Here is a 2,437-nt window from a genome sequence, read left to right as displayed (position 1 = left end):
GCCGCGTCCTCCAGCACCACGCAGTCCGCCGGATCCGCGCCGAGCCGCCGGGCCGCCTCCAGGAACACGTCGGGCGCGGGCTTGCCGCGCGGGACCTCGTCGGTCGAGACCACCGTGCGCAGAAAGGCGTCGAGGCCGGTGCCCGCCAGGATCGCGTCGATGGCCTCGGACGAGGAGCCCGAGGCGTCAGCCGTCGGTACGCCCTCGGCGGCCAGCAGCTCCACGAACTTGCGCATCTCGGGGTACGCGCGCGTATGGGCGCGGGCCAGCTCCAGATAGCGCCGGTTCAGCGCGGCCAGCAGTTCGTCCGCCGGGGCGCGCAGGCCGTAGCGCTCCCGCCAGAGCACCACCGTCTCCTGGGTGCTGATCCCGACGTAGCTCTCGTGGTCCGCCCAGGTGAAGTCCGGCACCCCGTGCTCGGCCAGGGTCCGCCGGCTCGCCTCGTAGTAGTTCGGCTCGCTGTCCACCAGCGTTCCGTCGAGATCGAAGATGACCGAGAGGGCACCGAGATCGCTCATGCCGTCCAGCATGCCCGGGGTCAGGCGCGGGCCGCCCGGCCGACGGACTCCACCAGGGGCAGCAGCCGGAAGGGGACGCGCTCGCGCAGGGCCACCTCGGTGCGGGTGCGCACGACGCCCGGCAGGCTGATCAGCTTCTGGATGACGTCCTCCAGATGGGCGTTGTCCCGGCCCACCACCCGGGCGAGCAGGTCGCCGCCGCCCGTGATCGAGAAGGCCTCCACGATCTCCGGCACGGCGGCCAGCGCGTCCCCGACGTCGTCGAGGTGGCCCTGGGTGACCTCGATGTGCACGAACGCCAGCACCGGATGGCCCAGCGCGGACGGCGACAGCGAGGGGCCCGTGCCGGTGATCACGCCGTCGCGCTCCATGCGGTCCATACGGGCCTGCAGCGTGCCGCGGGCGACACCGAGGATGCGCGCGTACTCGCGCACGCTGGTGCGCGGCTGCTCCAGCAGCAGTCGCAGGATGCGGGTGTCGAGTTCGTCCACGGCCATGACGTACGACTGTACCAATGGCTCAGGGGCCCGCCTCCCCTGCGTACCGTCCGACCTGGACCGTTGGCTTTCCGGTCGGCGCCCGTGCCGGACCCTGGGCGTGCCATTGGCCCAGTGATGCGGACAACACTTGAGCCAGTGACCTCGGGGATGCTCTCATGGAGACGTCGATGGCGCTGCGGGTCTCCGCGGCGCCTTTTCCATGTCGTCCGGTGGCATCGCGCGTCGATGGGTCCCAGGGGAGGAAAACAGTGCTGAAGAGGGTGTTCGTGGCTCCGGACCCGGGGCGGGCGCGGCTGCGCTTCGCCGCGCGGGCCGTCCTCGGCATCGGGCTGGCGGTCGTGGTCTGCTTCCTCGCCGGGCACTCGCTCCCCGGCGTGGTCACCGGCGGCCTCGCCGCGCTGCTCGCCCTGTTCACCGTCGCCGACGCCACCGTGCGCGGACAGGCGGTCACCACCGCGCTGCTGCCCGCCGTGGGCGTGCCGGTGCTCGCCGTCGCCGCCGAGCTGCACGCCTACCCGGTGGCGCGGGACCTCGCCTTCCTGGCCGTCGTCGGCGCCGGCGTGTACGCACGCCGCTGGGGACCGCGCGGGCACAGCCTCGGCGTGTTCGCCTTCATGACCTTCTTCGTGGCCCAGTTCCTGCACGCCACGCCCGAGAAGCTGCCCGAGCTGTACGCCGCCGTGCTGCTGTCCGTGCTCAGCGCGGCCGTGGTCCGCTTCGGCGCGTGGTGCTACGAGCGCCGGCTGCCCCCGGCCGCCGTCCCCGCCCCGCCCACCGGGACCGGGCTCGCCCGGGCGACCACACGGCAGGCGGTCCAGGCGACCGCCGGCGCGGGCTTCGCCCTCGTCGTGGGCCAGCTGGTGTCGGGACAGCGCTGGTACTGGGCCGTCGGCGCCACCTGGTGGGTCTTCGTCAACACCGCCTCGCGCGGTGAGACGCTGGTACGCGGCTTCCGCCGGGTCCTCGGCACGCTGCTCGGCATCTGCCTGGGCTTCCTCGTCACCCTACCCGTCCACGGCGCGCCCGTCCCGACGGCCGTCCTCGTCGCGATCGCCGTGTTCGGCATCTTCTACACGGCCGCCGTCTCCTACACCTGGATGATGCTCTGGGTGACCGTGCTCGCCGAAACGCTGTACGGCCTCCTCGGCGTGCTCAGCCCCGGTCTGCTCGCCCTGCGCCTCACCGAGACCGGCGTGGGGGCGCTCGGCGCCATGCTCGCCGTGCTGTTCGTGCTGCCGGTCACCACGCACGCGACCACGGACGCCTGGATCCAGCGCGCCCTGCGCTGCGTCCACACCTGCACCGCCGAGGCCGCGGCGCGCCTCGCCGTGCCCCCTGTACCAGGCGGACGGCCTGCCGACGGGCCGGCACCACTGACCGATCGCTCGACCCGCCGACCCCCACCCCGGGGCCGGACGT

3 protein-coding genes are annotated in these 2,437 nt (G+C 73.4%); 1 reads left to right on the top strand and 2 read right to left on the bottom strand.

Features of this window, described 5'->3' with window-relative positions:
- Together ACWEN3_RS45315 and ACWEN3_RS45310 are read right to left on the bottom strand one after the other, a co-directional pair.
- A partial coding sequence (locus ACWEN3_RS45315; protein WP_452984140.1) for an HAD family hydrolase occupies positions 1-518 on the bottom strand: 518 nt, incomplete at its 3' end.
- Between the two features lie 20 nt (positions 519-538).
- Positions 539-1,015, bottom strand: a complete 477-nt coding sequence (locus ACWEN3_RS45310; protein WP_452984138.1) for an Lrp/AsnC family transcriptional regulator — start codon at positions 1,013-1,015, stop codon at positions 539-541.
- 251 nt (positions 1,016-1,266) lie between these two features.
- Between ACWEN3_RS45310 and ACWEN3_RS45305 the strand changes: the two genes are divergently transcribed.
- Positions 1,267-2,437, top strand: a 1,171-nt coding sequence (locus tag ACWEN3_RS45305; protein WP_452984136.1) for an FUSC family protein, incomplete at its 3' end; no start/stop codon positions are given.

It is taken from the genome of Streptomyces sp. NPDC004561 (assembly GCF_053602155.1).
Note: the sequence above shows the minus strand (reverse complement) of the source record. Positions and strands in the feature narration are given on the sequence as shown.